Source organism: Micromonospora rifamycinica, from assembly GCF_900090265.1.
Lineage (GTDB): Bacteria > Actinomycetota > Actinomycetes > Mycobacteriales > Micromonosporaceae > Micromonospora > Micromonospora rifamycinica.
Genome location: NZ_LT607752.1, coordinates 2,119,603 through 2,143,802, shown reverse-complemented (window position 1 = coordinate 2,143,802; position 24,200 = coordinate 2,119,603). Strand labels below are relative to the sequence as shown.

The following is a 24,200-nucleotide window of genomic DNA, read 5'->3' as shown; positions in this document are numbered from 1 at the left end:
GCGGGCCTGTCGCCCGGGGGCCTCAGCGCAGCGCGGGGACCGGCAGGCGGGGGGAGCCGTCCACCGGGTGGAGAATCCGTGGCGGCGGGGTCACCGACCCGGACTCCTCGGCGTCGTCCGTGCCCGCCCGACCGGCCGGCATGTGCAGCAGCACCCCGGCGACCACGAACCAGAACACGTACGGGTAGGTCTGCCCGGTGCCGAAGATGGCCGACTCGGTGACCTGGATCAGCAGGCCGGTGACGACGAGCCAGACCAGACCCGAGTCGGCCCGGCGCACCGGCGCCCGCAGGGCCACCCGCCCGACGGCCAGCAGCAGCAACGCCAGCGGTGCCACGGCGGCGAGCCCCAGTTCCAGCAGCAGCTGCAGGTAGCTGTTGTGCACCACGCTCACCCCCGTCCCCAGGGACTCGTCGAGGCTGGCGAGCGCGAACAGGTGGTTCCGGGAGGCGTACCCGAAGCCCAGGGTGGGGCGGTTCTGCCACCACAGGTCGACAGTGGCCTGCCACATCTCCGTGCGGCCGTTGGACAGGTCGCCGCCGGTGGGATCGGTGAAGCGCAGCACGAAGCGCCGCATCCAGGTGCCCGCGAAGATGACCGGCAAGAGGTTGAACAGGTACGCCACCAGGAGCCCTACCGCCAGCCCCGCGCCCAGCCGGACCACCCGGCCCAGCCCGTGCCGCAGCACGACCCAGAGGGCGCCGACGAGCACGGCGATCAGCCCGGTGCGGGACTGGGAGAGCAGCAGGCAGGCGACGGTCGGCACCACGCCGAGCAGCTCCCACCGCCGCCGGGACTCCCGGTAGACCGCCCAGCCCAACGGGGTGGCCAGGGCGCAGACGATGCTGAGCATGTTGGGGTTGTTGTAGAGGCCCTCGAACCGGTCGGTCTGCGACAGCGCGGCGAAGAGCGTGCCGTCGGCGAACCCGAAACCGAGGCTGATCAGGGCGGAACCACTGAGGACCAGGTAGACCATCCGCAGGTCGGCCAGCATGACCGCCCGGTCCGGCCAGCGGTGTCGGACCAGGACGTGCACCAGCGCGGCCAGCAGGAGCAGCGCCACCCCCCGTTGCAGGGTCTCCATCGGCACCACCGACCAGGTGAAGCTCACCGTGGCCAGACCCGCCATCGCCCAGAGCGCGGCGACGAGGACCCGGGTCCACGGGTCCGTCCGGTCCGCCGCCCGACGTGGCATGCGCAACGCCCAGACGACCAGGCCGGCGACCGCCGCGTACCGGGGATAGAAGCTCGCCTCCACCAGGGCCGGCAGCCGGGACGAGGCGCAGACCAGCAGCACCATGGTCAGGCCCAGCAGCCACCGCCAGCCGTCCATCTGCTGGGCGACCGCGAACAGCGCGAGCAGCAGCAGCGCCACCGCGCCGACCGCGACCAGGGGGTCGTTGACGCTGGCGACGGTGATGGCCACCACGCCGACGACCGCCCCGATGACCAGGCACAGTTGACCCACTCGGTTCCCCACGTGACGTCCTTTGACTCCGGCAGGCCGGCGTTGCCGGCGTGGTCGTGTGTTCGGTCAGAGCGGCACGCCGGCCAGGCCCGGCCGGGCCGGGTCGCCCGCCCAGCGGTCCCGGGCGGCGTGCATCGCCGCGATCATGTCCGGCCAGCTCGGCGGACGGTAGCCGGTGGCCCGGGCGAGGGCGTCCGCGCGCATCGAGCGGTCGCAGACGAACCCGTCGTCCGGCACCAGCTCGCCGCGCCACCCGTACACCTCGGCGACCAGCCGCAGCAGGTCGTACTTCGCGATCGGCTCCGCGGCGACGTGGTACAGCCCGGTCAGCTCCGGGCGGGGCAGGACCACCGTGCGCAGCAGCCGGGCGAACTCCACGGTCGTCACCCCGCTGTAGACGGCCCTGGTGAAGCCACGGACCTGACCCCGTTGGGCGAGGAACCAGTCCACCAGGGAACGGTGTGTGGTCAGCTCGTGGCCGACGATCGACGTGCGCAGGGTGAGCGCCGACGCCCCGGTCGCCTCGCCCAGGAGTTTGGACCGGCCGTAGAGGTCGGGCGGATCGGGCAGGTCGTCCTCGTGGTAGCCGCCCCGCCGGCCGGAGAACACGCAGTCGGTGCTGACGTGCACGAGCCGGCTGCCGACCTGCGCGCAGGCGTCGGCCAGCTGATGGGGGAGGAGGGCGTTGAGGGTGACCGTGTGCACCGCGTCCTGCACGTCCGGCCGCTGCTTGATGACGCCGACGCAGTTGACCACGACGTCCGGTCGTAGCTCGTCGACGAGGTGCCGGACCTGACCGAACCGGGTCACGTCGACGGCCGGGACGATCCGGGTGAGCAGGTGCGGTGGAAACCGGTCGGCCCGGTCGGCGATGCTGCGGGCCAGACCGTGGACGTCGAGATCCGGGTCGTCGTCCAGCTCCCGCAGGAGGGCGTGGCCGAGCATGCCGGTGACGCCGACGACGAGGACCCGCCGGGTCGGGGACCGGCGGTCACCGGGCGGATCCGCCCGGTGGTCGCTGCGCCGACGGGGAACCCGGTCGGGGCGGACGGCGTCGGTGGCCGGGCTCAACTCGTCACCACGGCCGCCGCGGCGGCCTGGACCTGCGCGCGTACCTCGGGCAGCGTCAACAGCAGCGCCTCGATCTCGGGTACGGACAACCGGCGGGCGTTGTGCGAGTGGAAGTCGGCGAGGCCGCCGTGCTCGACGTCCCCCTCCTCGAAGTAGAGGGAGTAGTTGAGGTCACGGCTGTCCACCGGCACCCGGAGGAACTCCCCGAGATCCTCCGCGAACGCCAGCTCCTCCCGGCTGGCCAGGGTCTCGTAGAGCTTCTCCCCGTGCCGGATGCCGAGCACGTTGAACTTCGCCGGCACCCCGAACAGGTTGCACAGCGCGGTGGCCAGGTCGCCGATGGTGCAGGCGTCGGCCTTGCGGATGAAGACGTCCCCCGGCTGGCCGTGGGCGAAGGCGTGCTCCACCAGCTCGACCGATTCGGGCAGTGACATCAGGAAACGCGTCATCGACGGATCGGTGACCGTCGGCAGCCCGCCCCGCAGGATCTGGTCGATGAACAACGGAATCACCGATCCGCGCGAGTACATGACATTGCCGTAACGCACGCAGCAGACCCGGGTCCGGGCCGCCGCGTTGTTACGGCAGTGCGCCTGGGCCACCTTTTCCATCAACGCCTTGGTCATGCCCATGGCGTTGACCGGATAGACGGCCTTGTCGGTGCTCAGCAGGACCAGCGTCTCCACACCCACCCGTTCGCAGGCGTCCACCACGTTCGCGCTGCCGAGCACGTTGGTGCGGACGGCTTCGAGTGGGAAGAACTCACAGGAGGGCACCTGCTTCAGGGCCGCCGCGTGGAAGACGAACTCCATTCCCCGGGCGGCCTTGAGCACGCTGTCGTAGTCGCGCACGTCACCGACGTAGTAACGGACCCGGTCGTTGCCGAGGCGGTGCCGCATCGCGTCCTGCTTCGACTCGTCCCGGCTGAGGACCCGCACCTCGGCGGCCCCGGCGGCGAGCAGCCGGGCGACCATCGTCTGGCCGAACGACCCGGTGCCTCCGGTGATCAGGAAACGCCTGTCCGAAAGCGAGGAATTCATGTCGCCCCCTGCCTGCTTCCCGGTGGACCATCCTCGGGAATAGCGATCTCGTCAAAGGTGACCATACTGTTGCCGTAACGAGACCGGGCGCGCTTTCCGGTAAAGGGAGGAACTGTCACGTCTCACGTTCGCCGAGTTGGCTCGCCGGCCATTGTCGACCCGCCCGGGGTGGCAAATGTGAAAGCGCCGGCCGCCCGCCGTAAAGGTGATAGGTGTGTTCCATGTCCAAAGTTGCTGTCCATGCGGCCCAGCCGCGCGCCGGTGGCTCCGCCCCGTCGACCCGGCCGGGGACCGACCCGGCGACCCGGCGGCCGTACGACCGGTGGAAGCGGCTGCTCGACGTGGTCGGCGCGCTCCTCGTGCTGACCGTCGGCGCTCCCCTGTTCGCCGCCGTCGCCCTGCTGGTGCTGGTGACCCACGGGCGGCCGGTGCTGTTCCGGCACACCCGGCCCGGCCTGTACGGCGAACTGTTCGACGTGGTGAAGTTCCGCACCATGCGCCACCCCGACCCGGACCGGGGCCTGGTGACCGACGCGCAGCGCCTCACCCGGGTGGGCCGGTGGCTGCGGGCGAGCAGCCTCGACGAGCTGCCGGAGTTCTGGAACGTGCTGCGCGGCGAGATGAGCGTCGTCGGCCCGCGCCCGCACCTGGTGCGCTACCTCGACCTCTACGACGCCGAGCAGGCCCGCCGGCACGAGGTGCGGCCGGGCATCACCGGCCTCGCCCAGGTCCGCGGGCGCAACGCGCTGAACTGGACGGCGAAGTTCGCCTCCGACGTCGAGTACGTGGACCGGCGGTCCTTCCTGCTGGACCTGAGGATCCTGCTGGCCACCGTCCGGGTGGTGCTGAGCCGGGAGGGGATCTCGGCCCCCGGCGCGGCCACCTGGCACGAGTTCACCGGCAACGACCAGCCACCCGCCCCGTCGGCGGCCGCCGACCGGGACGCCGCGCCCCGCCGATGAACCGGGTGCTGCTGCTGGGTGCCGGTGGATTCCTGGGCCGGCACATCCGTGCTTTGCTGGCCGAGCACACCACCGTCCGGTCGCCGGACCGCACCCGGTGCGACCTGGTCCGGATGGACCTGCCCGAGCTGACCGCGCTGATCGCCCGGGAACGGCCGGACGCGGTGGTGACGGCGGCGGGCCGGATCGTCGGATCGGGGCACGACTTCGTGCAGGCGCACGTGGTGACGACCGCGAAACTGATCGAGGCGGTGGCCGCCGCCGCCCCCGGGGCACGGCTGGTGCGGATCGGCTCGGCGGCCGAGTACGGTGTCGTGCCCCACGGTCGCGCCGTGCGGGAGGAGTACCCGGGCACGCCGGTGAGCGAGTACGGGCTGAGCCACCTCGCCGCCACCCGGCTGGCGGAGCTGGCGGGCGACGTCGGTCGCCTCGACACCATCGTGCTGCGGGTGTTCAACCCGGTCGGGCCGGGGATGCCGCCGGGCAACATGCTGGCCCGGGTGACCGCGATGGTCCGGGCGGCGGCGGCCGGCGGGGCGGGCGACATCGCGCTGGGCCTGCACGACACGTACCGGGATCTGGTGGACGTCCGGGACGTCGCGGCGGCGGTGCTGGCCGCGACCCGGTGCGCGGCCGTGGGCGCGGAGCGGGTGGTCAACGTGGGCAGCGGCCGTGCGGTGGCGACCCGGGACGTGGTCCGGCTGCTGGCCGACGTGGCCGGCTTCACCGGCCGGATCCGGGAGGGCGGCTTCCCGCCGGACGCCACCCGTTCGGCGGCCGTGCCCTGGATGTGCGCCGACGTCGACCGCGCCCGCCGGGTGCTCGGCTGGACGCCGACGTACGACCTCGACGCCTCGCTGCGCGCCCTGTGGCGGGCCGACGGCGAGCGGCCCGACGGCGAGCGGGCCGACGGTGAGCGGCCCGACGGTGAGCGGCCCGACGGCGAGCGGCCCGACGGTGGGCGGCCCGACGGTGAGCGCGTGGACGGTGAGCCGGCCGACCGGTCGGTGGCCGGCGTGGCGGCGGGGTGAGGCCGATGCGGATCGGCCTGCTCAGCCAGTGGTTCGACCCGGAACCGGGGCCGGCGGCGCTGCCCGGGATGCTCGCCCGGGCACTCGCCGACCGGGGACACGACGTGCAGGTGCTCACCGGTTTCCCGAACTACCCGACCGGCCGGCTGGCCGACGGCTACCGGCTGGCCCGCCGGCTCGACGAAGCCGACGGCCCGATCCGGATCCGGCGGGTGGCCCTCTATCCCAGCCACGACCGTTCCGCCGCGCGTCGGGTGGCGAACTACGGGTCCTTCGCCGTCTCCGCGCTGGTCTCCGGCACCCCGGCGTTGCGGGGCCTGGATGCGCTCTGGGTCGGCAACTCGCCGATCAGCGTCGCCCTGCCGATGTGGTTCGCCCGGTACGCGCTCCGGGTGCCGGTGCTGCTGCACGTGCTGGACCTGTGGCCGGACAGCGTGGTGGCGAGCGGTTTCCTCGGCACCGGCCGGGCGTCGCGGGTCATCGAGCGGGGGATGGCCGCGTGGTGCGGGGCGATGTACCGCAGCGCCAGCCGGGTCGCCCACGTCTCGCCGGGGGCCGCCGACCTGCTCGCCGGGCGGGGCGTGCCCCGGCACAAGCTCGTGCACGTCCCGGTGTGGGCGGACGAGACGCTGGGCGTCCGCACCGCCGACCTGCGGGCCGAGCTGGGGATCCGCACCGACCAGGTGGTGCTGGTGTACGCCGGCGCGCTCGGCGAGGCGCAGGGGCTCGACTCGCTGATCGACGCCTGTGCCCGGGTCGGCGACCCCCGGCTGGTGTGCCTGATCGCCGGCTCGGGGACCACCGAGGAGCGGCTGCGTCGCCGGGCCGGGGCGGTGGGGGCGACGAACGTGCGGTTCCTCGGGCAGCTGCCCCGGGAGCGGATGCCCGCGCTGATGGCCACCGGGGACGTGCACTACGTGAGCCTGCGGCGCGGCGGCATGTCGGCGTACACGATGCCGAGCAAGGTGCAGGCGACCCTCGCCGCCGGGCGGGCGCTGCTGGTCGCCGCGGAGGGCGACGCCGCCGCCGTGGCCCGCGACAGCGGCGCGGGGATCACCGCCCGGCCGGGTGACGCCGACTCGATCGGCGACGCCCTGCGGGAGGTCTGCGACCTGGGCCGGGAGAAGCTGGAACTGCTCGGCCAGGCGGGTCGGGCGCACTACGACCGGGTGTTCTCCGTGGCCGCCGGTGCCGACCGGGTCGAGCGGACCCTGCGCGAGATGGTGGAGTGGCCCGGGTTCAGGGCCAGTCGTCGCCGGCCGCGAGCCGGCGGGTGAGCAGGTCACCCAGCGGAACCGACTCGCCGTCCCGACCGCCCCGGCCGACGACCAGGGGCGGCCGGGCCGGCGGCGGGTCGACGCCGAACACCCGGGCGCGCACGCTCGACGGCACGGTGAGCAGGTAGAACCGGCCGTCGACGTCGACCGCGCGCAGGCCGGCCCGGTCCACGTACCACCCGGTCAGTCCGGTCCGGTACCGGCTCCGCCCGTCGTAGCCCTGGGCCGCCAGCCGGGTGGTCCGCAGCCCGCGCCGGGTCGCCTCGGCCGTGAACCGGGCCACCAGCTCCTCCGCCTGCGCGTGTTCGCCGTCGCGCTGGCGGGCGTCGGCCGCCGCGTGCGCCCGCACCGCCCGCCGCTGCTGCTCCCGCCACTCCGGACCGCCGTCAGCACCCATGCCGCGACGGTACGCCACCGCCGGCGACCCGGCGACGACCCGTTACACCGTCCCGACCGAGCCTGGTTCGGCCCCAGCGCCCGGCCGTTCGCCGCTCCGCCCGGTCTGGTGCCGGGACGGAGCGGCGCGGGTCGGGGTCAGGCCAGGCCGGCCCGGCGCAACGCCTCGGCCATCGCGTCGTTGGCCGGCGTCGGCGCGGAGCCGCCCCGGCCCTGCCGCTGCGCCCCGCCCTGCCGTTGCGCCGCCCCGCCCCGGGAACCACCCCGGTCCCCCCGCTGGCCGCCGGCCCCGCCCGCGCCGCCCCGGCGGCCGCCCTGGGTGTCGCCGCGCCCGCCCTGGGGGGCGCCGCGCTCGCGCCGCTCCCCGTCGGCCGGGGGACGGCCGCCGCCCGCCGGCACCTCGTCGTCCAGCCGCAGGGTCAGCGAGATCCGCTTGCGCGGCACGTCGACGTCGAGCACCTTGACCCGGACCACGTCGCCGGACTTCACCACGTCACGCGGGTCCTTGACGAAGGTGTGCGACATCGCCGACACGTGCACCAGGCCGTCCTGGTGCACGCCCACGTCGACGAACGCGCCGAACGCGGCCACGTTGGTGACCACGCCCTCCAGCAACATCCCCGGGGTCAGGTCGCCGATCTTCTCCACCCCCTCGACGAAGGTGGCGGTGCGGAACTCCGGTCGCGGATCCCGGCCGGGCTTCTCCAGCTCGGCGAGGATGTCGGTGACGGTGGGCAGGCCGAAGGTGTCGTCGACGAAGTCGGTGGCCCGCAGCCCGCGCAGGATCGCCGACCTGCCGATCAGCGAGCGGAGGTCCTGCCCGGTGCTGGCCAGGATCCGGCGGACCACCGGGTACGCCTCCGGGTGCACGCTGGACGAGTCGAGCGGGTCGGTGCCGCCGGGGATGCGCAGGAAGCCGGCGCACTGCTCGAACGCCTTCGGGCCGAGCCGGGCCACCTTCTTCAGCTCGGCTCGGGTGCGGAACGGCCCGTTGGCGTCCCGGTGCAGCACGATGTTCTCGGCCAGGCCCGCGCCGATGCCGGAGACCCGGGTCAGCAGGGGAGCGGAGGCGGTGTTGACGTCCACTCCGACCCCGTTGACGCAGTCCTCCACCACCGCGTCCAGCGAGCGGGAGAGCTTCACCTCGGACAGGTCGTGCTGGTACTGGCCGACGCCGATCGAGCGCGGATCGATCTTGACCAGCTCGGCGAGCGGATCCTGGAGGCGGCGGGCGATGGAGACCGCGCCGCGCAGCGAGACGTCCAACGTGGGCAGCTCCTGCGAGGCGTACGCGGAGGCCGAGTAGACCGACGCGCCGGCCTCGGAGACCATCACCTTGGTCAGGCCGAGCTGGGGATACCGCTTGATCAGGTCGGCGGCGAGCTTGTCGGTCTCCCGGCTGGCGGTGCCGTTGCCGATGGCCACCAGCTCCACCCGGTGCGCCCCGGCCAGCTTCGCCAGCGTCTCGATCGAGGCGTCCCACTGCCGGCGCGGCTCGTGCGGGTAGATCGTGTCGGTGGCGACCACCTTGCCGGTGGCGTCCACCACCGCCACCTTCACCCCGGTGCGCAGGCCCGGGTCGAGGCCCATGGTGGCGCGGCTGCCGGCGGGCGCGGCGAGCAGCAGGTCACGCAGGTTGGTGGCGAAGACCCGGACCGCCTCCTCCTCGGCCGCCTGCCACAGCCGGGTGCGCAGGTCGGCGGCGAGGTGGATCAGGATCCGGGTACGCCAGGCCCAGCGCACCGTGTCGGCCAGCCACCGGTCGGCGGGCCGACCCGCGTCGGTGACACCGAACCGGCCGGCGATGGCCGCCTCGTAGCGGGTCGGGCCGGTCGGCGGGGCGTCCGGGTCCTCCTCGGCGTCGGGGGCCATGGTGAGGTCGAGCACACCCTCCTTCTCGCCCCGGAACATCGCCAGGATCCGGTGCGAGGGCAGCTTCGGGTACGGCTCGGCGAAGTCGAAGTAGTCGGCGAACTTCGCGCCGGCGGCCTGCTGGCCGTCGCGTACCCGGGAGACCAGCCGGCCCCGCGACCACATCTGCTCGCGCAGGGTGCCGATCAGGTCGGCGTCCTCGGCGAACCGCTCGATGAGGATGGCCCGCGCGCCCTCCAGCGCGGCGGCGGCGTCGGCCACCCCGCGCCCGGCGTCGACGAACGCGGCGGCCGTCTCCTTCGGTTCCCGGGTGGGGTCGCCGAGCAGCGTGTCGGCCAGCGGCTCCAGCCCGGCCTCCCGGGCGATCTGCGCCCGGGTCCGCCGCTTCGGCTTGTAGGGCAGGTAGATGTCCTCCAGCCGGGACTTGGAGTCGGCCGCCATGATCTGCGCTTCCAACGCCTCGTCCAGCTTGCCCTGGCCGCGGATCGACTCCAGCACCGCGGCCCGCCGCTCGTCCAGCTCCCGCAGGTAACGCAGCCGCTCCTCCAGGGTGCGCAGCTGGGCGTCGTCGAGCAGGCCGGTGGCCTCCTTGCGGTAGCGGGCGATGAACGGCACGGTCGCGCCGCCGTCGAGCAGCTCCACGGCCGCCCGCACCTGGCGTTCGGCGACGCCGAGCTCGTCGGCGATCCGCTGATGGACTGACTGGGTCACGATGTTGATCCGCCTTCGTGTCGGGTTCCCTGCTGCATTCTGCCGCCCACCCCCGACGCCGCGCGCCACCCCCGCCGGTGCCCGCCCCGCACGGCCGTGCCGGGAGCAGCGCGCACCGCTGTGCCGGAGAGCAGCGCGCACCGCCGTGCCGGTGCCCGGCCTGTCCGGCCGCGCCGGGACCGGGGCGAGCCGGCGTGCCGGTCGGCCCGCTGCGCTAGCGTGGCGATCATGGACCAACCTGCGGATCCGCGCGCCCGTCGGCTCTTCGGTGGCAGTGCCCGAGCGCTCGGCGACCTCGCCGCCAGCCCGTTCCGGGCCGACCGGGACCGGATCGTCGCCTCGCCCTTCTTCGCCCGGCTCGGCGGGGTGACCCAGGTGATCAGCCCGGTCGGCTCCGGGCTGCTGGTGCACAACCGGCTCACCCACAGTCTCAAGGTGGCCCAGGTGGCCCGCGCCATCGCCGAACGGTTGACCGCCGACCCGGCGCACCGGGGCCTGCTGGACAAGCTCGGCGGCTGCGACCCGGACGTGGTGGAGGCCGCCGCCCTCGCCCACGACCTCGGCCACCCGCCGTTCGGGCACCTGGGGGAGCGGGTGCTCGACCGGCTGGCCCGGCAGCGGCTCGGGCTGGCCGACGGGTTCGAGGGCAACGCGCAGTCGTACCGGATCGTCACCAGCACCGAGATCCGCGGCGCGGCCACCACCGGCCTCGACCTGACCGCGGCCGTCCGGGCGGCGATGCTGAAGTACCCGTGGACCCGGCTGGACCACCCCGATCCGCACCCCCGGCACCTGCGTCCCGCCCCCCGGGGTGCCGCCGCCCCGCCGGACGAACCGGACAGCGGCTCGCTGAAGTTCGGCGCGTACGGCACCGAGCTCGAGGATCTGCGGCAGGCCCGCGCGCCGTTCGCCGGTCGGATCGCCGAGTGGCAGCAGACCGTCGAGGCGTCGGTGATGGACACCGCCGACGACATCGCGTACGCCATCCATGACGTGGAGGACTTCTACCGGGTGGGGGTGCTCCAGCAGGGCACCGTCGCCGCCGAGCTGATGGCCTGGCAGCGCGAGGCCGGGCACCTGCGCGCGGTCACCGACGCGGCGCTGGCCGGTGCGGCCCGCCGCCCCGGCTCGGCGATCGAGGCGCTGCGCCGCCAACTGCACCGCAAGGACAGCTGGATCGCCGCCGACGACGCCTTCGCCGCCGCCGTCGAGCACGTCCGGGAGGAGCTGGTGGACGGGCTGCTGGCGCTCCCCTTCGACGGCTCGATCGAGGCCGAGCAGTACGTGGCCCGGTTCTCGGCCCGGTGGACCACCCGGCTGGTCGACGCGATCACGGTGACCGCCGCCCCGGACGTGCGCTCCGGGCACGTGCTGCTGGCCCCGGCGCAGTGGCACGAGGTGCAGGTGCTCAAGTTCGTCCACCACCGGTTCGTGCTGGCCCGCCCCGACCTGGCCCTGCACCAGCGGGGCCAGGCCCGGCTGCTGGACACCCTGGTCGACGCGCTCTGGCAGTGGCTGCTCGACCCCGAGGAGGAGTCCCGGCTGCCCCGCCGGCTGCCCGACCTGGTGGAGCTGGCCGAGGCGGAGCTGCACCCGCGGACCCCGGACCGGATCGGCCGGGCCCGGGGCCGGGCCATCGTCGACTTCGTCGCCCAGCTCACCGACGGCCAGGCGGTGGCGATGCTGGACGTGCTGTCCGGTCGTTCCGGCGCGCTGTGGACCGACGCCTTCGTGCTGTGAGCGGCGGCGCACCGGGCGGCACCGGGCCGGCTCCCGGTCAGGCGACCGTCTGCCACCAGCCGTCGACCGGCTGCGGGTCGTCCACCACCACGCGCTCGCCGGGGCGGGGCACCGCCAGCCTGACGTCGCGGGTCTTGGCCTCGGCCCAGAGCCGGTCCACCGGCTCGGACCAGTCGTGCAGGGCCAGGTTGAACGTCGCCCAGTGCACCGGGACGAGCAGGTCGCCGCGTAGCTCCAGGTGGGCGGTGACCGCCTCCTCCGGGAACATGTGGATGCCCGGCCAGGCCCGGTCGTACGCGCCGATCTGCATCAGCGTCACGTCGAACGGCCCGTGCTCCGCGCCGATCTCGGCGTACCCGTCGAAGTAGCCGGAGTCGCCGGTGTAGAAGACCTTCCGGTGCGCCCCGGCGACCACCCACGAACTCCACAGCGTGCCGTCGCGCCGCAGGCCCCGGCCGGAGAAGTGCTGCGCGGCGGTGGCGGTGATCTCCAGGCCGCCGACCCGGTGCCGCTCCGACCAGTCCAGCTCGATGATCCGGTCGGCCGGCACCCCCCACCGGTCGAGGTGCGCGCCGACGCCGAGCGGGACCAGGAACGGCGCCGACTGCCGCCGCACCAGCTCCCGGACGGTGGTCATGTCGAGGTGGTCGTAGTGGTCGTGGGAGATCAGGATCGCGTCGACGGTGGGCAGCTCGTCGAGGCTGACCGGGGGCGCATGCAGCCGCTTCGGCCCGACGGCGGCCGACGGCGAGCACCTGTCGCTCCACACCGGGTCGATCAGCACCCGGTGCCCCTCGATCTCGACCAGCGCCGAGGCGTGGCCGTACCAGACGATGCTCAGCTCGCGGTCGACGCCGGTGGTCGGGGCCGGGGCGGGCCGCAGCAGCGGGACCGGGGCGGTCGGCCGGCGGCGCTGCTGGCCGAAGAGCAGCTCGCGGAGCAGGCTGCGGTCGGGGTCGCCACCGGGCATGGTCCGCACGGCGACCCGGTTGTGGAAGGTGCCGTCGCGGAACTGCGCGGAGCGGGCGGCCCGTTCCGCGCGGGCACCGGTCAGCCGGCCGCCCAACGCCGCCGGCACGTCCCGCGCCGTCCACGCCAGCCCGGCGACCGCGGCCAGGGCCGCCACCCGCCACAGTCGCCCGCCGGGCGTCCGCTCGACCGCACGTTCCGCTGGTTTCCGCATGTGTCGTCCCCCTCGCCGGTGTCCCCGCGGTACACGGTAGCCACCGCCGGACCCTTGCGCCCACGCCGGCCCCCGGGACGGCGCGCGGGTTCCTCCGCCGGCACCCGCCGACCCCGGATCAGCCCGTCCCGGCGCTCACCGTCGTCGTCGTGCCGCGGCGAGCACCGTGGCCGTGGCGACGGCCGCCGCGGTCGCGACCGCCGTCGCACCGGTCGGCTTGCCGGCCCGGCGCAGCAGCGCGGGCAGCTCCGGCAGCCACCCGCCGCGGACGGCCGCGCCCGCCGGGTCCGGGGCGAAGACGACGCCCTCGTGCGGGGCGACCGCCCGCCCGGTCAGCCCGCCGCGCCGCATCAACGGCCCGACGAGCGCGTCGTAGACGCCGGGCAGGACGGTGAAGCCGCCCCGCATGAGCAGGTTGACCCGCCCCACCGAGACCTCCCGGCGGGGCCGGTCGGCGCAGTGCGCGATGGCGCGGGCCACCCGTTGCGGGGTGGTGACCGGCAGCGGTGGCCGGCCGGCCCGCCCGAGGTAGTTCGCCGCCCGTTGGTAGACCGGGGTGTCGACACTGCCCGGGGTGACCAGGCAGACGCGCACCCCGGGCAGGTCGCGGGCCTCCTGCTGCACCGTGCGGACCAGCCCCTGCAGGCCCCACTTGCTGGTCACGTAGCCGCTCATGTAGGGGGCGGTGACGTGCCCGAGGACCGAGCCGGTGAGGATCAGGGTGCCCCCACCGGCGGCCCGGAAGCGCCGCAGCGCCACCCGGAGGACGCCGGCCGCACCGAGCAGGTCGGTGCGGACCACCCGGTCGAAGACGTCCGCCGGGACCTCCTCGAACCGCCCGTACGCCATCACCGCCGCGGTGTGCACCCAGACGTCGATCCGGCCGCACTCGCGTACCGCCGTGTCGACGAGGGCGTCGAGCGCGGCCGGGTCGGTGACGTCGGTGGGCACGGTGTGCACCTGGTCCGCCCCGGCGTGGTGGCACTCCCCGCGTACCTCGGCCAGGCTTTCGGGGGAGCGGGCGGCGAGGACCAGCCGGTCCCCGCGCCCGGCGAACTCCCGGGCCGCCGCGCGGCCGATGCCGCTGGTGGCCCCGGTGACCACCACCACCCGGGTCACGGGGCGAGCACGACCTTGACGCAGCCGTCGGACTTCTTCTGGAACATCTCGTACGCCTTCGGCGCGTCGACCAGCGGCATCCGGTGGGTCCGCAGGTCCTCCACGCCCAGCGGGTCGTCGTCGCCGGACAGCAGCGGCAGGATCTCGTCGGTCCACCGGCGCACGTGGCACTGGCCCATCCGCAGCTGGATGCCCCGGTCGAACATCTCCATCAGCGGCATCGGGTCCACCTCGCCGCCGTACACCCCGGAGATCGAGACGGTGCCGCCGCGCCGGACGGCCTTGAGGGCGGCCTTCAGCACCGTCAACCGGTCCACACCGACCTTGTCGATCATCTTGTCGGCCAGCTTGTCCGGCAGCAGCCCGGCGGCGTGCTGGGCCAGCTTGCCGCTGGTGGAGCCGTGCGCCTCCATCCCGACCGCGTCGATCACCGCGTCCGGGCCGCGCCCGTCGACCAGGTCGATCAGTGTGCCGGGGACGTCGTCGAGCTGGCTGACGTCGAGCGTCTCGATGCCGTGCCGGCGGGCCATCTCCAGCCGCTCGGGCACCAGGTCGAGGCCGATCACCCGGCCCGCACCGAGATGCCGGCCGATCCGGGCGCAGAACTGCCCGACCGGGCCGAGCCCGAACACGGCCAGGGTGCCGCCGGGCGGGGCGTCGGCGTACTTCACCGCCTGCCAGGCGGTGGGCAGGATGTCGCTGAGGTACAGGTAACGCTCGTCGGCCCCGGTCTGCGGGATGGTAATCGGGCCGAACTGGGCCTGCGGTACGCGCAGGTACTCGGCCTGGCCGCCGGGGACCGAGCCGTAGAGCGAGGTGTAGCCGAACAGCGACGCGCCCTTGCCCTCGGCGGTCACCTGGGTCGTCTCGCACTGGGCGAAGAGTTGCCGCTCGCACATCCAGCAGTGCCCGCAGGCGATGTTGAACGGGACGACCACCCGGTCGCCGGGCTTGAGCCGGGTCACCCCGGAGCCGACCTCCTCGACGATGCCCATCGGCTCGTGCCCGAGGATGTCACCGGGCTTCAGGTACGGCCCGAGCACCTCGTACAGGTGCAGGTCGGAGCCGCAGATCGCGGTCGAGGTGATCCGGACGATCGCGTCGGTCGGCGCTTCGATCCGGGGGTCCGGGACCTCGTCCACCCGGACGTCGCGCGTGCCGTGCCAGGTCAGTGCCTTCATCGCTGGTGTCCCCTCTCGATGCCGTCGAGGGACTGCTACCCGAGCGGGGACGCTTGAACCGGCCACCGGCCGGCCAAGGTCGGCGACCCCCCGAGCCGTGACCGTCCTCGGCCCTTGCCGTGATCGTGCCCGGCCCTTGCCGTGATCGTGCCCGGCCCTTGCCGTGATCGTGCCCGGCCCTTGCCGTGATCGTGCCCGGCCCTTGCCGTGATCGTCCCCGGTCACCGCCGTGATCGTGCTGGATCCTGGATGTAGTGGCCTCCGCACGCCACGTGGCCACTACATCCAGGATCCAGCGCGCGGTGCGCGCGGTGCGCGGTGCGCGGTGCGCGGGGCGCGGGGCGCGCGGAGGGCGGGGTGCGGAGGGTGGGGCGTGGGGTGGGTGGCGTGGGGACGGGGTGGGGACGGGGTGGGGGTGACCGCCGCACCCCTCGGGCGGGGGGTACGGCGGTCGGTGGGTCCGGAGGCGGCCGGTCAGACCGTCGGCGGGTTCAGGAGCCGGGAGTGTCGCCGCGCTTGGCGGTGGCGGTGAGGTAGTCCCGGTTGAGGCGGCCGATGGTGTTCAGCGGGATGCCCTTGGGGCAGACCGCCGTGCACTCGCCGGCGTTGGTGCAGCCGCCGAAGCCGGCCTCGTCGTGCGCGTCGACCATGCCGATCACCCGGGTGAAGCGCTCCGGCTGGCCCTGCGGCAGCAGCGAGAGCTGGGTGACCTTGGCGGCGGTGAAGAGCATGCCGGAGCCGTTGGGGCAGGCTGCCACGCACGCGCCGCAGCCGATGCAGGCGGCGGACTCGAACGCGGCGTCGGCGTCGGCCTTGGCCACCGGGGCGGCGTGTGCCTCGGGGGCGCTACCGGTGGGCGCGGTGATGTAGCCACCCGCTGCGATGATCTTGTCGAAGGCGCTCCGGTTGACCACCAGGTCCTTGACCACCGGGAAGGCGCGGGCCCGCCACGGCTCGATGTCGATCGTCTCGCCGTCGGAGAACTGCCGCATGTGCAGCTGGCAGGCGGTGGTGCCGCGCTGCGGGCCGTGCGCGTCCCCGTTGATCATCAGACCGCACATGCCGCAGATGCCCTCGCGGCAGTCGTGGTCGAACGCTACCGGCTCCTCCCCGGCGAGGGTCAGCCGCTCGTTGAGCACGTCCAGCATCTCCAGGAACGACATGTCCGGGGAGACGTCGTCGACCGGGTAGGTCACCATCCGCCCCTTGTCCTGGGGGCCGGACTGACGCCAGATGCGCAGGGTCAGGTTCACTTGTAGCTCCGCTGCGTAGGGTGGACGTACTCGAACTTCAGGTCTTCCTTGTGCAGCACGGCCGGCTCGTCGGTGCCGGTGAACTCCCAGGCCGCCACGTAGGCGAACCGCTCGTCGTCGCGCTGCGCCTCGCCGTCGGGGGTCTGGTGCTCGGCCCGGAAGTGGCCGCCGCAGGACTCCTCCCGGTGCAGGGCGTCGATGCACATCAGCTCGGCCAGCTCGAAGAAGTCGGCCACCCGGCCGGCCTTCTCCAGCGACTGGTTCAGCCCCTCGCCGTCACCCGGCACCCGGACCCGCTGCCAGAACTCCTCGCGCAGCGCCCGGATCGCGTCGATCGCCTTGCGCAGCCCGGCCTCGGAGCGCTCCATGCCGCAGTGCTCCCACATGAGGTGGCCCAGCTCCCGGTGGAACGAGTCCACCGTCCGGTCGCCGTCGACGGCCAGCAGCCGGGCGATCCGGTCCTCGACGTCCCGCCGGGCCTGCACCGCCGCCGGGTGACTGGCGTCGACCTTGGCCAGCGGCCCGGACGCCAGGTAGTGGGCGATGGTGGTGGGCAGCACGAAGTAGCCGTCGGCCAGGCCCTGCATCAGCGCCGACGCGCCGAGCCGGTTCGCGCCGTGGTCCGAGAAGTTCGCCTCGCCGATCACGAACAGGCCGGGGATGGTCGACTGGAGGTCGTAGTCGACCCAGAGCCCGCCCATCGTGTAGTGCACGGCGGGGTAGATCCGCATCGGCACCTGGTACGGGTCCTCGCCGGTGATCCGTTCGTACATCTCGAACAGGTTGCCGTACTTGGCCTCGATGGCCTGGCGGCCGAGCCGGTCGATCGCGTCGGCGAAGTCCAGGTAGACCCCGAGTTTGGTCGGCCCGACGCCCCGGCCCTCGTCGCAGACGTTCTTCGCGGCCCGGGAGGCGATGTCCCGGGGGACCAGGTTGCCGAAGGAGGGGTAGATCCGCTCCAGGTAGTAGTCGCGTTCGTCCTCCGGGATGTCCCGGGGGGCGCGGTCGTCGTCCTTGTTCTTCGGCACCCAGACCCGGCCGTCGTTGCGCAGCGACTCGCTCATCAGGGTCAGCTTGGACTGGTGGTCGCCGGAGACCGGGATGCAGGTCGGGTGGATCTGGGTGTAGCAGGGGTTGGCGAAGTACGCCCCCTTGCGGTGCGCCCGCCAGCTCGCGGTGACGTTGCAGCCCTTGGCGTTGGTGGAGAGGTAGAAGACGTTGCCGTAGCCGCCGGAGGCGAGCACCACCGCGTCGGCCATCTCGGTGCTGATCTCGCCGGTGACCATGTCCCGGACCACGATGCCCCGGGCCCGGCCGTCCACGACGACCAGCTCCAGCATCTCGTGCCGGGTGTGCATCTCCACGTTGCCCAGGCCGATCTGCCGCTCCAGCGCCTGGTACGCGCCGAGCAGCAGCTGCTGGCCCGTCTGGCCCCGGGCGTAGAAGGTGCGCTGCACCTGCGCGCCGCCGAAGGAGCGGGTGTCCAGCAGCCCGCCGTACTCGCGGGCGAACGGGACGCCCTGCGCGACGCACTGGTCGATGATGTTGACCGACACCTCGGCGAGCCGGTGCACGTTCGACTCGCGGGAGCGGAAGTCGCCGCCCTTGACGGTGTCGTAGAAGAGCCGGTGCACCGAGTCGCCGTCGTTGCGGTAGTTCTTGGCGGCGTTGATGCCGCCCTGGGCGGCGATCGAGTGCGCCCGGCGCGGGCTGTCCTGGTAGCAGTAGCTGCGCACGCGGTAGCCCTGCTCGGCGAGGGTGGCGGCGGCGGAGCCGCCGGCCAGGCCGGTGCCCACCACGATCACCGTCATCTTGCGCCGGTTCGCCGGGTTGACCAGCTTGGCCTCGAAGCGCCGGGTCTCCCAGCGCTTGTCGACCGGGCCGTCGGGAGCCTTCGTGTCGGCGATCGGGTCGCCCTCGGTGAAGAGTTCCATGTCAGGACACCAATCCGGTGAGTACGGCGAACGGGACCACCAGGTAGCCGGCGCAGAGCGCGACGGCGAAGACCAGTGCGGCGGTGCGGGCCCGGCGCTCGCCCCGGGGGGTCTGCTGGCCGAGGCTGCGCAACGCGGAGAACACCCCGTGCCGCAGGTGGAAGCCGACGGTGACGATCGCCAGGGTGTAGAACAGCGTCACGTACCAGCGTTCCGGGGCGAAGTCGGCGACCACGTTGCCGTACGGGTTGCTGGCGTCGCCGACCGGGTTGAGGGTGCCGGTGGTCAGGTCCAGGATGTGGTAGACCACGAAGAGCAGGATGATCACTCCGCCCCAGCGCATGGTGCGCGCGGCGTAGCTGCCCCGGACCTTCTTGCGGTGGGCGTAGCGCACCGGACGGGCGGCGCGGGCCCGGACGGCCAGCACGGTCGCCGCCCAGATGTGCCCGATCACGGCCACCACCAGCGCGGTCCGCAGGATCCACAGGAACCACACCCCGGGCAGCAGTGGCTTACCGATGTCGCGCAGCCAGTGGGCGTAGTGGTCGAACGAGGTCTCGCCGGTGAACACCTTGAGGTTGCCGAGCATGTGGGCGACGAGGAACAGCACCAGCAGGATGCCCGTCACCGCCATGACGGCCTTCAGGCCGACGTTGGAGCGGATGGGCGACCGAGTTTTCGTGATTACCACCTGACCGACGCTAGGAGCCCTGCGATCAGTCGTCCAATGCATCGAACTCGCAGTCTCGATAGCCGTAAGCTATGAAGATGCAGCTCCATCAGCTGAGGTACTTCGTTGCGGTGGCCGAAGTACGACATTTCACCCAAGCCGCCGACATCGTCGGCATAACCCAGCCGTCGTTGAGTAAGCAAGTTCACGCCCTGGAGACCGACCTCGGCGCCCCGTTGTTCGAGCGGGTACGGGGCAACATCGCGCTCACCGCCGCCGGGGAGGTGCTGTTGCCGTTGGCCAAGCGGATCCTCGCCGACGTCGACACCGCCACCCGGGAGGTGCAGGAGCTGGTCGGCCTGCGCCGGGGCCGGGTCCGGCTCGGGGCCACCCCCAGCCTGGCCACCTCGCTCGCCCCGCCGGTGCTGCGCCGGTTCCGCGACGCCCACCCCGCCGTCGACCTGCGGGTCGAGGAGGGGGGCTCGCAGGACCTGGTCCGCGACCTGCTCCGCGGTGACCTGGACCTCGCTCTGATCATCATGCCGGCCCAGGGGGCCGACCCCGGCCTGCGGGTGGACCCGATCCTGCGGGAGAGCCTGGTGGTCGCCTCGGTGGATCCGCTGCCCGCCGCCCTGGTCAGCGGCGAGTTGCGGATCACCGACCTGCGCGGCCAACCGCTGGTGATGTTCCGCGAGGGCTACGACCTGCGCGACGCCACCATCCAGGCCTGCCGGGAGGCCGGCTTCGAGCCCACCTTCTCGGTCGACGGCGGCGAGATGGACGCGGTGCTCAGCTTCGTCGAGGCCGGACTGGGCATCGCCCTGGTGCCGGGCATCGTGGTCAGCCGCCGCCCCGGCATCCGGGTCACCCGGCTCGCCCCGCCCGGTGTGCGCCGGACCATCGCGGTGGCCCGCCGCCGCGACGTGGTGCCCACCCACGCCGGGCGGGAGCTGCGGCGCATCCTGCTCGACTACGTGCACGCCGCCACCAGCACCAGCGAGCTGCCGCCGGGGGTGGAGCCGCTGCCCTGATCAGCGCCCCTCGGCGTCGTCCATCGCGCGGTAGATGCGCTGCTCGGACACCGGATACGGGGTGCCGAGGGCCTGCGCGAAGACGTTCACCCGCAACTCCTCGATCATCCAGCGGATCTGCCGTACCGGCTCCGAGGCGCGGCGCGCCGGGGGCAGCGCGGCCACCATGTCCCGGTACTCCTGCTGCACGGTGGCGATCCGGTCCTGCTGCTGTTTGTCCCGCTGCGGGTTGGCGGTCAACCGGTCGAGGCGGCGCTCCATCGCGGTCAGGTAGCGCAGCAGGTCGGGCAGCCGGGCGTACCCGGTCTCGGTGACGAAACCGTCGTGCACCAGGCCGGTGAGCTGCTGGCGCAGGTCGGCCAGGGCGGCCACCACCGCCAGGTTGCGGGTCGCGCCGAGCCGCTGCTCCACCGCGTACGCCGCGGCGAGCACCTGACGGACCCGGCCCATCACCTCGACCACCGTGTCGACCAGGTCGGCGCGGACCCGGTCGCGCAGCGCGGCGAAGCCGTCGGCGTCCCAGGCCGGCCCACCCGCGTCGGCGACCAGCTTGTCGATGGCGGCCCCGGCGACGTCGGCGATGAGCTGCTGCACCCCGCCGTGCGGATTGCGGCTCAACGCCAGCTTCGCCTCGTTGCTCAGCCGCCCCTGGAGGAACTGCGCCGGTGACGGCACGGTCAGCCGCAACAGCCGCCGGGTGCCCGCCCAGTGCGCGGCGGCCTGCTCGGCCTCGGAGTCGAAGACCTTCACCCCGACCGTGGCGCCCTCGTCCACCAGCGCCGGGTAGGCGGTCACCGCGTAGCCGGCCCGCACCTGCTCGATCGTGCGGGGCAGGGTGCCGATGGTCCACCCGGTCAGCCCGGTCCGGGCCACCTCGGGCGCGGCGGCGGCCACCACCTGGCGTACCTCCTGGCGGAGCTGGCGTTGCAGGGCCGGCAGGTCCTTGCCCTCGGCGACCGGTTTGTCCTCGTCACCGATCACCCGGAAGGTCACCCGCAGGTGCGCGGGCAGCTTCGCCGGCTCCCACGCCTCCCGGGGGACGGTCACCCCGGTCATCCGGCGCAGTTGCCGGGTCAGCGCGTCCAGCAACGGCTCCTCGCCGGGGGTGATCGCGGCCAGCGCGGCGCGGGCGAAATCCGGTACCGGGACGAAGTTGCGCCGGACCGGCTTGGGCAGCGACCGGATCAGCGCGATCACCAGCTCCTCGCGCAGCCCCGGCACCTGCCAGTCGAAGCTCTCCGCCGGCACCTGGTTGAGCAGTGGCAGCGGGATGTCGACCGTCACGCCGTCGGTGGGCGCGGTCGGGTCGAAGGTGTACGTCAGCGGCAGGGTCACCCCGTCGGCCCGCCACTCGTCCGGGAAGTCGGCCTCGTCGACCCCGCCGCGCCCGGCGTTGACCAGCACGTCCCGGGTGAGGGTGAGCAGGTCGGGCCGCTCGTGCCGGGCCTTCTTCCACCAGGCGTCGAAGTGCCGCCCGGAGACCACGTCGGCGGGGATGCGCTGGTCGTAGAAGGCGAAGATGCTCTCGTCGTCGACCAGGATGTCCCGGCGGCGGGCCCGGTTCTCCAGCTCCTCGATCTCGGTGCGCAGCTTCTCGTTGTCCCGCCAGAACGGGTGGTGGGTCTGCCAGTCCCCCTCGACCAGGGCGTGCCGGATGAACAGCTCCCGGCTCAGCGCCGGGTCGATCCGCCCGAAGTTGACCTTGCGGGAGGTGACCAGCGGGACGCCGTACAGGGTGACCTTCTCGTAGGCCATCACGGCGGCCTGCTTCTTCTCCCAGTGCGGTTCGCTGTAGCTGCGCTTGACCAGGTGCTGGGCCAGCGGCTCGACCCACTCCGGTTCGACCCGCCCGGCGACCCGGCCCCACAGCCGGGAGGTCTCCACCAGCTCGGCGGCCATCACCCAGCGCGGCGGCTTCCTGAACAGCGCCGAGCCGGGGAAGACCGCGAACTTCGCCCCCCGGGCGCCCAGGTACTCGTGCTTCTGGGCGTCCTTGAGCCCGATGTGCGACAGCAGGCCGGGCAGCAGCGACTGGTGCACCTTCGGGGTGTCGATCTCCTCGGGCAGGTCGGCGGCCGGACCGCGCCGGCCCCCGTCGGCCGGGGCCTGCGTCGCGCCGCGCCGGCCCCGCCGCCCGTCACCCTGTTCCGGGGTACGCAGCACCTGGCGCAACTGGGCCACGATGTCCTGCCACTCGCGGACCCGCAGGTAGTTGAGGTACTCCGCCCGGCACATCCGGCGGAACGCGCTGGACGACAGCTCCCGCTGCTGCTCGCGCAGGTAGCGCCACAGGTTGAGCAGCGACACGAAGTCGGACTCCCGGTCGGTGAACCGGGCGTGCGCCTGGTCGGCCTGGGCCTGCTTCTCCGCCGGCCGTTCCCGGGGGTCCTGGATCGACAACGCGGCGGCGATCACCAGCACCTCGGTGGCGCAGCCGTTGCGTTCGCCCTCGATGACCATCCGGGCCAGCCGGGGGTCGACCGGGAGCTGGGCCAGCCGCCGGCCCAGCGGGGTGAGCCGTTTGGCCGGGTCGGCCTCGGTCGGGTCCAGCGCGCCCAGCTCGTGCAGCAGGTTGACCCCGTCGGTGACGTTGCGCCGGTCCGGCGGGTCGATGAACGGGAACGCGGCCAGGTCACCGAGGCCGATGGCGGTCATCTGGAGGATGACCGAGGCCAGGTTGGTACGCAGGATCTCCGGGTCGGTGAACTCCGGCCGGGAGGCGAAGTCCTGCTCGTCGTAGAGCCGGATGCAGATGCCGTCGGAGGTCCGGCCGCAGCGGCCCTTGCGCTGGTTGGCCGACGCCTGCGAGACCGGTTCGATAGGCAGCCGCTGCACCTTCAACCGGCTGGAGTAGCGGGAGATCCGGGCCGAGCCCGGGTCCACCACGTACTTGATGCCGGGCACGGTCAGCGAGGTCTCCGCGACGTTCGTGGCGAGCACCACCCGGCGGCCGGAGTGGGCGGCGAAGACCCGGTGCTGCTCGGCGGCGGACAGCCGGGCGTACAGCGGCAGGATCTCGGTGCCCAGCAGCGCGCGGCTCGACTGGGTCAGCTTGCCCAGCGCCTCGGCGGTGTCCCGGATCTCCCGTTCGCCGCTGAGGAAGACCAGGATGTCGCCCGGCCCCTCGGCGGCCAGCTCCTGCACCGCGTCGCCGATCGCCTGGATCTGGTCGCGGACGTTCTCCTCGTCGTCGCCGGTGTCCTCGTCACCCTCGGTGACCTCGACCAGCGGCCGGTACCGCACCTCGACCGGGTACGTCCGCCCGGACACCTCGACGACCGGCGCGGGTTTGCCGTCGGCGTCGGCGAAGTGCTCGGCGAACCGGGCGGTCTCGATCGTCGCCGAGGTGATGACCACCTTGAGGTCGGGTCGCCGGGGGAGCAGTTGACGCAGGTAGCCGAGGATGAAGTCGATGTTGAGGCTGCGCTCGTGCGCCTCGTCGATGATCAGGGTGTCGTACTGGCGCAGCATCCGGTCGGTCTGCAACTCGGCCAGCAGGATGCCGTCGGTCATCAGCTTGACCAGGCTGCGGTCGCTCACCTGGTCGGTGAAGCGCACCTTGTAGCCGACCACGTCACCCAGCTCGGTGCCGAGCTCCTCAGCGATCCGGTCGGCGACCGTGCGGGCGGCGAGCCGGCGGGGCTGGGTGTGCCCGATCAGCCCGGTGATGCCCCGCCCCAGCTCCAGGCAGATCTTGGGGAGCTGGGTGGTCTTGCCGGAGCCGGTCTCGCCGGCCACGATCACCACCTGGTGGTCCCGGATGGCGGCGGCGATGTCGTCGCGCCGCTCGCTGACCGGCAGCTGCGCCGGGTAGGTGACGGTCGGCACGGCGGCCCGTCGGGTGGCCAGCCGGCCCTCCGCCCGGGACACCTCCCCGGCGATCTCGGCCAGCGCCTCGTCGCGCCGCTGCGGGTCGCGCAGCTTGCGTGCCCCGTCCAGCCGGCGCTGGAGGCGGCGCTGGTCGCGGAACATCAGCGGGGTGAGGCGGCGGTGCAGCTCACGGACGGTCACGGCGGCGGGTGCGGCGGGGCCGGAGGCGGTTGGATTCTGCATGTCGTCGCCAAGGATAGGCAGCCCGCCGCCGGACCGCCCCCGGGTTACCCCGTCGGGCGGGGCGCGGCGCGGCACCCGCCCCCGGCGTCGTCGGCTCCGGCGCAGGTCAGGGTGCCCGCTGTCGTCGGCTCCGGCGTAGGTCAGGGTGCCCGCTGTCGTCGGCTCCGGCGCAGGTCAGGGTGCCTGGCGGCGGCCGGGTGAGATGCCG

At 73.5% G+C, this 24,200-nt stretch carries 17 protein-coding genes; 5 read left to right on the top strand and 12 right to left on the bottom strand.

All coding sequences use genetic code 11. From position 1 onward, the window contains the following. Nucleotides 1-22: 22 nt before the first annotated feature. From GA0070623_RS08670 to GA0070623_RS08660, 3 genes are read right to left on the bottom strand one after another with little or no spacing between them, the layout of a single operon-like run. Nucleotides 23-1,480, bottom strand: a complete 1,458-nt coding sequence (locus tag GA0070623_RS08670) for an O-antigen ligase family protein (RefSeq protein ID WP_157517464.1) — start codon at nucleotides 1,478-1,480, stop codon at nucleotides 23-25. A gap of 54 nt (nucleotides 1,481-1,534) precedes the next feature. Continuing rightward, a complete protein-coding gene (locus tag GA0070623_RS08665) occupies nucleotides 1,535-2,539 on the bottom strand; it encodes a dTDP-4-dehydrorhamnose reductase family protein (RefSeq protein ID WP_197700065.1) in 1,005 nt (334 codons plus the stop codon). Beyond that, nucleotides 2,536-3,579 carry a polysaccharide biosynthesis protein gene (locus tag GA0070623_RS08660; RefSeq protein ID WP_067303529.1) on the bottom strand — a complete coding sequence of 348 codons (1,044 nt, stop codon included), beginning with the start codon at nucleotides 3,577-3,579 and terminating at the stop codon, nucleotides 2,536-2,538. The genes GA0070623_RS08665 and GA0070623_RS08660 overlap by 4 nt, the downstream gene beginning before the upstream one ends. A 221-nt stretch (nucleotides 3,580-3,800) precedes the next feature. On the opposite strand from GA0070623_RS08660, the gene GA0070623_RS08655 reads away from it, so the two are divergent. From GA0070623_RS08655 to GA0070623_RS08645, 3 genes are read left to right on the top strand one after another with little or no spacing between them, the layout of a single operon-like run. Then, nucleotides 3,801-4,541 carry a sugar transferase gene (locus GA0070623_RS08655; protein ID WP_084261105.1) on the top strand — a complete coding sequence of 247 codons (741 nt, stop codon included), beginning with the start codon at nucleotides 3,801-3,803 and terminating at the stop codon, nucleotides 4,539-4,541. After that, entirely contained in the window at nucleotides 4,538-5,572 is a 1,035-nt protein-coding gene (locus tag GA0070623_RS08650; protein ID WP_084261106.1) for an NAD-dependent epimerase/dehydratase family protein, read from the top strand. Before GA0070623_RS08655 ends, GA0070623_RS08650 begins: the two co-directional genes overlap by 4 nt. Nucleotides 5,573-5,577: 5 nt before the next feature. After that, nucleotides 5,578-6,849 carry a glycosyltransferase family 4 protein gene (locus GA0070623_RS08645; RefSeq protein ID WP_067303532.1) on the top strand — a complete coding sequence of 424 codons (1,272 nt, stop codon included), beginning with the start codon at nucleotides 5,578-5,580 and terminating at the stop codon, nucleotides 6,847-6,849. Here the strand turns inward: GA0070623_RS08645 and GA0070623_RS08640 are convergent. Both GA0070623_RS08640 and GA0070623_RS08635 read right to left on the bottom strand, forming a co-directional pair. Continuing rightward, nucleotides 6,812-7,246, bottom strand: coding sequence for a hypothetical protein (locus GA0070623_RS08640; protein ID WP_067303534.1), 435 nt, complete (start codon nucleotides 7,244-7,246; stop codon nucleotides 6,812-6,814). The two genes, GA0070623_RS08645 and GA0070623_RS08640, sit on opposite strands and share 38 nt — an antisense overlap. 137 nt (nucleotides 7,247-7,383) lie before the next feature. After that, a complete protein-coding gene (locus GA0070623_RS08635) occupies nucleotides 7,384-9,828 on the bottom strand; it encodes a Tex family protein (RefSeq protein ID WP_089003968.1) in 2,445 nt (814 codons plus the stop codon). A gap of 228 nt (nucleotides 9,829-10,056) precedes the next feature. Here GA0070623_RS08635 and GA0070623_RS08630 point away from each other — a divergent pair, with 228 nt between their 5' ends. Then, nucleotides 10,057-11,568: a deoxyguanosinetriphosphate triphosphohydrolase family protein gene (locus tag GA0070623_RS08630; RefSeq protein ID WP_067314995.1), complete on the top strand. Its 1,512-nt coding sequence runs from the start codon at nucleotides 10,057-10,059 to the stop codon at nucleotides 11,566-11,568. 37 nt (nucleotides 11,569-11,605) lie between these two features. Here the strand turns inward: GA0070623_RS08630 and GA0070623_RS08625 are convergent, their stop codons facing one another. From GA0070623_RS08625 to GA0070623_RS08600, 6 genes are all read right to left on the bottom strand, one after another. Then, on the bottom strand, nucleotides 11,606-12,751 hold the full coding sequence (locus GA0070623_RS08625; protein ID WP_067314991.1) for an MBL fold metallo-hydrolase: 1,146 nt from the start codon (nucleotides 12,749-12,751) through the stop codon (nucleotides 11,606-11,608). Nucleotides 12,752-12,886: 135 nt separating this feature from the next. Further along, complete coding sequence (locus GA0070623_RS08620) at nucleotides 12,887-13,870, bottom strand: SDR family NAD(P)-dependent oxidoreductase (protein ID WP_084261616.1); 984 nt, start codon at nucleotides 13,868-13,870, stop codon at nucleotides 12,887-12,889. Continuing rightward, the gene (locus GA0070623_RS08615) at nucleotides 13,867-15,051 is read right to left on the bottom strand and encodes a zinc-dependent alcohol dehydrogenase (protein WP_067314988.1); all 1,185 of its coding nucleotides are present in this window, start codon (nucleotides 15,049-15,051) and stop codon (nucleotides 13,867-13,869) included. The genes GA0070623_RS08620 and GA0070623_RS08615 overlap by 4 nt, the downstream gene beginning before the upstream one ends. 491 nt (nucleotides 15,052-15,542) lie before the next feature. Next, on the bottom strand, nucleotides 15,543-16,304 hold the full coding sequence (locus tag GA0070623_RS08610) for a succinate dehydrogenase/fumarate reductase iron-sulfur subunit (protein WP_067314475.1): 762 nt from the start codon (nucleotides 16,302-16,304) through the stop codon (nucleotides 15,543-15,545). Beyond that, nucleotides 16,301-18,238, bottom strand: a complete 1,938-nt coding sequence (locus GA0070623_RS08605) for a fumarate reductase/succinate dehydrogenase flavoprotein subunit (protein ID WP_067314478.1) — start codon at nucleotides 18,236-18,238, stop codon at nucleotides 16,301-16,303. Before GA0070623_RS08605 ends, GA0070623_RS08610 begins: the two co-directional genes overlap by 4 nt. A 1-nt stretch (nucleotide 18,239) precedes the next feature. Beyond that, complete coding sequence (locus tag GA0070623_RS08600) at nucleotides 18,240-18,872, bottom strand: succinate dehydrogenase cytochrome b subunit (RefSeq protein WP_067314480.1); 633 nt, start codon at nucleotides 18,870-18,872, stop codon at nucleotides 18,240-18,242. A gap of 128 nt (nucleotides 18,873-19,000) precedes the next feature. Here GA0070623_RS08600 and GA0070623_RS08595 point away from each other — a divergent pair, with 128 nt between their 5' ends. After that, nucleotides 19,001-19,939: a LysR family transcriptional regulator gene (locus GA0070623_RS08595; protein WP_067314483.1), complete on the top strand. Its 939-nt coding sequence runs from the start codon at nucleotides 19,001-19,003 to the stop codon at nucleotides 19,937-19,939. Here the strand turns inward: GA0070623_RS08595 and hrpA are convergent, their stop codons facing one another. Next, entirely contained in the window at nucleotides 19,940-23,992 is a 4,053-nt protein-coding gene (hrpA, locus tag GA0070623_RS08590; RefSeq protein ID WP_067314485.1) for an ATP-dependent RNA helicase HrpA, read from the bottom strand. Nucleotides 23,993-24,200 lie beyond the last annotated feature (208 nt).

Coding starts and splice junctions, on each gene's coding strand:
- GA0070623_RS08660 (WP_067303529.1), bottom strand. CDS start 3,579: ATGAATTCCTCGCTTTCGGACAGGCGTTTCCTGATCACCGGAGGCACC.
- GA0070623_RS08655 (WP_084261105.1), top strand. CDS start 3,801: ATGTCCAAAGTTGCTGTCCATGCGGCCCAGCCGCGCGCCGGTGGCTCC.
- GA0070623_RS08650 (WP_084261106.1), top strand. CDS start 4,538: ATGAACCGGGTGCTGCTGCTGGGTGCCGGTGGATTCCTGGGCCGGCAC.
- GA0070623_RS08645 (WP_067303532.1), top strand. CDS start 5,578: ATGCGGATCGGCCTGCTCAGCCAGTGGTTCGACCCGGAACCGGGGCCG.
- GA0070623_RS08640 (WP_067303534.1), bottom strand. CDS start 7,246: ATGGGTGCTGACGGCGGTCCGGAGTGGCGGGAGCAGCAGCGGCGGGCG.
- GA0070623_RS08630 (WP_067314995.1), top strand. CDS start 10,057: ATGGACCAACCTGCGGATCCGCGCGCCCGTCGGCTCTTCGGTGGCAGT.
- GA0070623_RS08625 (WP_067314991.1), bottom strand. CDS start 12,751: ATGCGGAAACCAGCGGAACGTGCGGTCGAGCGGACGCCCGGCGGGCGA.
- GA0070623_RS08615 (WP_067314988.1), bottom strand. CDS start 15,051: ATGAAGGCACTGACCTGGCACGGCACGCGCGACGTCCGGGTGGACGAG.
- GA0070623_RS08605 (WP_067314478.1), bottom strand. CDS start 18,238: ATGGAACTCTTCACCGAGGGCGACCCGATCGCCGACACGAAGGCTCCC.
- GA0070623_RS08600 (WP_067314480.1), bottom strand. CDS start 18,872: ATGGCGGTGACGGGCATCCTGCTGGTGCTGTTCCTCGTCGCCCACATG.
- GA0070623_RS08595 (WP_067314483.1), top strand. CDS start 19,001: ATGAAGATGCAGCTCCATCAGCTGAGGTACTTCGTTGCGGTGGCCGAA.
- hrpA (WP_067314485.1), bottom strand. CDS start 23,992: ATGCAGAATCCAACCGCCTCCGGCCCCGCCGCACCCGCCGCCGTGACC.